Annotated in this window: 5 protein-coding genes; 3 read left to right on the forward strand and 2 right to left on the reverse strand. The window is 45.4% G+C overall.

Annotated elements, in window-relative coordinates; all coding sequences use genetic code 11:
• Positions 1-8: 8 nt before the first annotated feature.
• Complete coding sequence (locus AB6E30_RS14555; protein ID WP_017060414.1) at positions 9-308, reverse strand: hypothetical protein; 300 nt, start codon at positions 306-308, stop codon at positions 9-11.
• A gap of 218 nt (positions 309-526) precedes the next feature.
• On the opposite strand from AB6E30_RS14555, the gene AB6E30_RS14560 reads away from it, so the two are divergent.
• Positions 527-1,930: a PLP-dependent aminotransferase family protein gene (locus AB6E30_RS14560; RefSeq protein WP_372083115.1), complete on the forward strand. Its 1,404-nt coding sequence runs from the start codon at positions 527-529 to the stop codon at positions 1,928-1,930.
• A 127-nt stretch (positions 1,931-2,057) separates the two neighbouring features.
• Complete coding sequence (locus tag AB6E30_RS14565) at positions 2,058-2,264, forward strand: hypothetical protein (protein ID WP_004734707.1); 207 nt, start codon at positions 2,058-2,060, stop codon at positions 2,262-2,264.
• A gap of 133 nt (positions 2,265-2,397) precedes the next feature.
• Here AB6E30_RS14565 and asnS read toward each other — a convergent pair whose 3' ends face one another.
• Positions 2,398-3,798, reverse strand: coding sequence for an asparagine--tRNA ligase (gene asnS, locus AB6E30_RS14570; protein WP_372104095.1), 1,401 nt, complete (start codon positions 3,796-3,798; stop codon positions 2,398-2,400).
• A 557-nt stretch (positions 3,799-4,355) separates the two neighbouring features.
• Here asnS and AB6E30_RS14575 point away from each other — a divergent pair.
• Positions 4,356-5,846, forward strand: coding sequence for a SulP family inorganic anion transporter (locus AB6E30_RS14575; RefSeq protein ID WP_372083116.1), 1,491 nt, complete (start codon positions 4,356-4,358; stop codon positions 5,844-5,846).
• The last annotated feature ends 154 nt before the right edge of the window (positions 5,847-6,000 follow it).

The raw sequence follows: 6,000 nt of genomic DNA on the forward strand, positions 1-6,000 counted from the left end.
TTACCCCGTTACTTTTTGAGATTGATTTCAGCTTCGATTGAGCCGGTTTCAATCTCAGGGTGAGACGCTAGTTTGTCTGCAGCCCATTGGTTGATGTGTTTCAGAATAGCAGACACCGCGTGTTTTTCCGTTGGTGCTTGGTCTTGTTCGACATCGATCTTTTGCTTTGGATGTGAGCCTGTCGCATCTTCAGCAATATGGAGCCAATCTGGGTGCCAGTAATATGGCTGACCGCTCGGTGTTGTCCAACTGTGAACACCGTTTGACTCTCCTTTATAACTTAATTGGTCTGCTTCTATTTTTTTCATTGTTATCTCGCATGTTTTTGGGTTACATCAAATTATTGAGGTAGAAAGCCAACTTAGCTCCTACCTTGGGTACAAACTTAGCAAAGCTTACAAAGTTATCTGTGAATTAATTCACACTATTGTGGAAATTAGGTGCGATCATATGGATAGCAGCAATAGTTGTTGGCGTAAGTGATAAAATCACCGGCTCACAGAATTTCTCTAGGTAGTACAATTAGATGGCGCGTTATGAAGAGCTTGCAAAGGATATTCGAACTCAGATAGCCAACAATACGTGGCGATCCGGAGAGAAGATCCCTTCGGTACGCATGAGTTGTCGAAATTACAACGTCAGCAATAGTACTGTCTTACAAGCCTACCAGTTGCTAGAAAGCGAAGGGTGGATCATCGCTAAACCTCAGTCGGGCTACTTTGTAGCGCCAAGGCTGGACGGCGTTGACTACGCACAGCCACTCGTTAGTGAAAAGAAAGCCATTAATGACCGCTTATTTGATTTCTTGAAGTCGAGTTCAGCCGAAGGTGTGATTCCTTTCGGCTCTGCATTCCCAGATCCCGACCTTTTCCCGTTACCTACCTTGACTCGAAACCTTGCCAGCGCGGGTAGGAAGATGACTGGCGCGAGTGTGATAAATAATTTACCACCGGGCAGTGAGTCCTTGAGAAGGCAAATCGCACAGCGTTATCTGCAGCAAGGGATCACGGTTAATCATCAAGACATCGTGATTACGTCGGGTGCTATGGAGGCGCTCAACTTGAGCCTGCAAACGGTCACCAAGTCGGGTGATAACGTCGTGATTGAGTCTCCCGCATTCTATGGTGCTCTGCAGGCTGTCGAGAGGCTCGGGCTTAACCCGATCGAAGTGGACGTTTGCCCAATCAATGGGTTGAATATAGAGCAGTTTGAAAACGCGCTACAAAACCAAGATGTTAAAGCGTGTTGGCTGATGACGACTTTTCAAAACCCAACGGGAACCAGTTTGTCGGAACAGGCAAAGCGCCGTGTGGTAGAGATTGCAGAACAGCATGGAACCTACATTATTGAAGATGACGTGTATGGCGATCTTTATTACGAAGGGCATAAGCCGAAGCCACTAAAGGCCTTCGATAAGACCGATTCCGTCTTGCTTTGTGGGTCGTATTCAAAAAGTTTGTGTCCTGGTTATCGAGTAGGGTGGGTTGTGAACACGCGTTTTAACGACGCGATTCAAAAGTTACAGCTTCTTTCTACGTTATCGAGTAGCGCTCCTGTTCAACTTGGTGTCGCTCATTTCTTAACGCATGAAAGCTACGACAATCACCTTCGTAAACTGCGTAAAAACCTTGTCGTCAGGAAAGAGCGATTTATCGATGTCATTAAGCAGTGCTTTCCGCATTCAATAGAGATTGAAGAGCCGGCTGGTGGCTACTTGATATGGATTCGCTTTTCTGAAAAATTCGACAGCCAACAGTTTCATCAACTGGCTATCGAGCAAGGCATTAGCGTTGCATCTGGCGATCTGTTTAGTGAGCATGGCAGAGTGGATAACGCGATACGATTGAACTTCTCTTATGAACTGACAGAAGAGAAAGAACAGGCGCTCATCTGGCTTGGCAAACTGGCACATCAACTTACGCACTCGTAAAACCTTAAGTCCCTCATAAAAAAGACAATCATTCCAACTGTACGGGTTGTTTGTGGGGTAACTGTACGCCTAATTGACCAAAGAGTTGTGATTCAATAACGGTAGACCAAATATTGGAGATACCGTTATGTTGAAAATGACTATGGGAAATGAAGTTAAGCTGATTATTGTCGCTATTGTGTGTGCGCTTCTGCTTATTCTCGGCCACGTACTGCTGGCAAAAGCATTCGCTGATATGGCGTGGGCGGAATACACCACTGCCGCGATCCCATTCGTTATGATGGCAATCTGCGGTCTTGCAATAAAATACGCTATCGACCAAGATGTGGATTAGCTTTTGAAATAATGAGTCTCAGATAGTGGCACGCAGAAGCATCTGGACTCGTTTTATTCCGAACATAAAAAAACCTCCGCAAGTGCGGAGGTTTTTGTTTGTTCTTAACTTTTAATATCGAATAGGTTTCGAATTAGAAGTTTGCAGAGCGTGGTGTACGTGGGAATGGAATCACGTCACGAACGTTACCCATACCTGTTACGTAAGATACTAGACGCTCGAAACCAAGACCGAAACCAGCGTGTGGCACTGTACCGTATTTACGTAGGTCGCGGTACCAGCTCATGTGCTCAGGGTCGATACCCATAGCAATCATACGCTCGTCTAGAATGTCTAGACGCTCTTCACGTTGTGCACCACCGATGATTTCACCGATGCCTGGTGCAAGTACGTCCATTGCTGCAACTGTTTTGCCGTCGTCGTTTAAGCGCATGTAGAAAGCTTTGATGTCTTTCGGGTAGTTCTTAACGATAACAGGTGCTTTGAAGTGCTCTTCAGCTAGGTAACGCTCATGCTCAGAAGACATGTCGATGCCCCACTCAACGTCAAACTCAAATTTCTTACCAGAGTCTAGTAGGATTTGGATTGCGTCAGTGTAGTCAACTTGTGCGAAGTCAGCGTCAACGAATTGCTCTAGACGAGTAATTGCTTGCTTGTCGATGCGAGAAGCGAAGAATTCAAGGTCGTCGCGGCGCTCTTCAAGAACAGCAGCGAAAACGTACTTAAGCATGTCTTCAGCCAGTTTCGCTACATCGTTAAGGTCTGCAAACGCAACTTCAGGCTCAACCATCCAGAACTCAGCTAGGTGGCGGCTTGTGTTTGAGTTTTCAGCACGGAACGTAGGACCGAACGTGTAAACCTTGCTTAGTGCACAAGCGTAAGCTTCAGCATTAAGTTGGCCAGATACTGTTAGGAAAGTTTCTTTACCGAAGAAATCTTCGTTGAAGTCAACTTTGCCTTCGTCAGTGCGAGGCAGGTTTTCCATGTCTAGCGTCGATACGCGGAACATTTCACCAGCGCCTTCTGCATCAGATGCAGTGATAAGCGGAGCTGAAGTCCAGAAGAAACCTTGCTCGTGGTAGAAACGGTGAATCGCTTGAGATAGACAGTTACGTACACGTGCTACTGCGCCGATCACGTTTGTACGTGGGCGTAGGTGAGCAACTTCACGAAGGTATTCAATAGAGTGACGTGTCTTAGCCATTGGGTAAGTGTCAGCGTCTTCAACCCAGCCTACAACTTTAACGTCAGTTGCTGCTAGTTCGAAGTCTTGACCTTTCGCAGGAGACTCAACAATCTTACCTGTTACTTCAACAGAGCAGCCAGTTGTTAGCTTTAATACTTCGTCTTCGTAATTATTAAGATTATTAGGAACCACGGCCTGAATCGGGTCGAAACAAGAGCCGTCATAAATGGCAAGGAAAGAGATTCCAGCTTTGGAATCACGACGTGAACGGATCCAGCCGCGAACAGTTACTTCACTGTCTACCGCTAGCTTGCCGCCAAGTACGTCTGTTACAGGCGCGTAAGTCATGTTGATTTCATTCTCCATTGAGGGACAAATTCAACTCAAAGTCTCTGGCATTGCTGCAAATAAATATACATTTGCACAATAATTAGCCGAAACATCAAGTTGTATAAACTTTTTAAATCGATTGAACATATTACCTGTCATACCGACAGCTTCAACCTTTATTCTTGCTTGGTGAAAGAAATATTGTGTCTACTGACGATAAATAGGTTTGAGGGTGTGTTTTTTGTTCGATCTTAGCGTCAGCCTTACCTTTCACCCTATGTGAGCTGCTGAACGAGCATGGCGTAATCGAAACCTTTGTTTTCAATAATGGGAGTGTGATTGTGTTGAGACTCACTCTATATTGGCGCGGATTCAGTCATTTTGGACTTGATCACCTTCTTAATTTCCCACTAAAGTACAAGAGGAGTTTAATATCTACGTGTTAATTACGCCGCCTTAACCCCTGCATTCTCTCTACACCCGCACTTTTCGAGCGCTCGCTCATTCAAGAAAAACAGTCGATCAAATTATGTCTCAACAAGGCAGGACTGGCTGTACAAGTAAAAGAGAATTACATGCTTAATTATTTAAAAAAACACTGGTTATCAAACGTTAAAGGAGATTCATTATCTGGGATTGTGGTTGCACTCGCATTGATCCCTGAAGCCATCGCATTTTCAATTATTGCAGGCGTTGACCCTAAAGTAGGGCTCTATGCCTCGTTCTGTATTTGTGTCGTCACTGCTTTGGTTGGCAGTCGTCCGGGAATGATTTCCGGTGCAACAGGCGCTATGGCGCTACTAATGGTCACTTTAGTGAGAGAGCACGGACTAGAATATCTACTCGCCGCTTCATTTCTAGCTGGCGTCATTCAGATCGCAGCTGGTTATCTCAAGCTTGGTAACCTGATGAATTTCGTTTCCAAATCGGTGATTACTGGATTTGTTAACGCGCTCGCCATTCTAATTTTCATGGCCCAACTTCCTGAATTAATCAACGTCCCTTCAAGCGTTTACGTGTTAGTCGCTTTGGGTTTGGCGATCATTTATCTGCTTCCTTATTTCCCCAAGTTTGGTCGCGCAATACCTTCTCCACTGGTCGCGATTGTTACCCTGACAATCATTAGTTTGCTCTTCGGCTTAGATGTGAGAACGATTGGCGATATGGGCAAGCTTCCCGATTCACTGCCTGTGTTCTTGATTCCTAATATTCCATTCACGTTTGAGACGCTTGCAACCATCCTGCCATATTCGATTGCTCTGTCTCTGGTTGGCTTGTTGGAATCCTTGATGACAGCGACCATAGTCGATGACCTGACTGATACTGAAAGCAATAAAAACAATGAGTGTAAAGGGCAGGGCGTTGCGAACATCGTGGCTTCCCTTTTTGGTGGAATGGCGGGCTGCGCAATGATCGGTCAGTCGATCATTAACATCAAATCAGGTGGCTTAACCCGATTGTCCAGCATGATCGCTGGGGTGGTTTTGTTGCTAATGGTGGTGTTTGTTTCTGATTGGTTGAAGCTGATACCGATGGCCGCTTTAGTGTCTGTGATGATCATGGTTTCTATCGGCACATTCTCATGGCGTTCCATTGTTGAGCTTAAAGATCACACACTGCCAACCAATGTAACCATGCTAGCAACCGTGGCGGTGGTGGTGTTTACTCATAATTTAGCAATAGGTGTTGCGGTTGGCGTGGTGCTGTCGGCTCTGTTTTATGCACATGCCAGCAAATCCATGGTGTTTATATCCGATGAAGTCGTGACAAACGAAATGCACACCATTCACCGAGTAAAAGGCCATGTCTTCTTTGCTTCGTCAGATGCGTTTGTCGACTTATTTGATTATGACAACGCGACCTCTTTAGTGACCATCGATATATCGGATGCGTCATTCTTAGATAATACCTCGGTCGAGGCGCTTGATAAGGTTGTGTTCAAGTTCCGTAAAAAAGGGGCTAACGTTGAAGTGTCAGGAATGGATAGCGTGAGTGCGAACCTGATAGTCAAACACGCGATGTATCACAAGCATAAAGACTTAACCGCGGTTTCCATTACGCACTAATCTTGGTTTACGGTTCTTTTAAAGCCTGAAAGCCTGAAAGCCTGAAAGTCTGAAAGCCTGAATTAGACGTTGCTATGAAGATAAAGCGCTCATTGTTGAGTAATGCCGATCAGTTAAAGCCAAAGCGATCGGTTGAAGGATCCTTCAGAGCTGT

The sequence above is a fragment of the Vibrio sp. 10N.247.311.12 genome, assembly GCF_041467515.1.
Classification (GTDB): Bacteria; Pseudomonadota; Gammaproteobacteria; order Enterobacterales; family Vibrionaceae; genus Vibrio; species Vibrio crassostreae_C.

Coding starts and splice junctions, on each gene's coding strand:
- AB6E30_RS14555 (WP_017060414.1), bottom strand. CDS start 308: ATGAAAAAAATAGAAGCAGACCAATTAAGTTATAAAGGAGAGTCAAAC.
- AB6E30_RS14560 (WP_372083115.1), top strand. CDS start 527: ATGGCGCGTTATGAAGAGCTTGCAAAGGATATTCGAACTCAGATAGCC.
- AB6E30_RS14565 (WP_004734707.1), top strand. CDS start 2,058: ATGTTGAAAATGACTATGGGAAATGAAGTTAAGCTGATTATTGTCGCT.
- asnS (WP_372104095.1), bottom strand. CDS start 3,798: ATGACTTACGCGCCTGTAACAGACGTACTTGGCGGCAAGCTAGCGGTA.
- AB6E30_RS14575 (WP_372083116.1), top strand. CDS start 4,356: ATGCTTAATTATTTAAAAAAACACTGGTTATCAAACGTTAAAGGAGAT.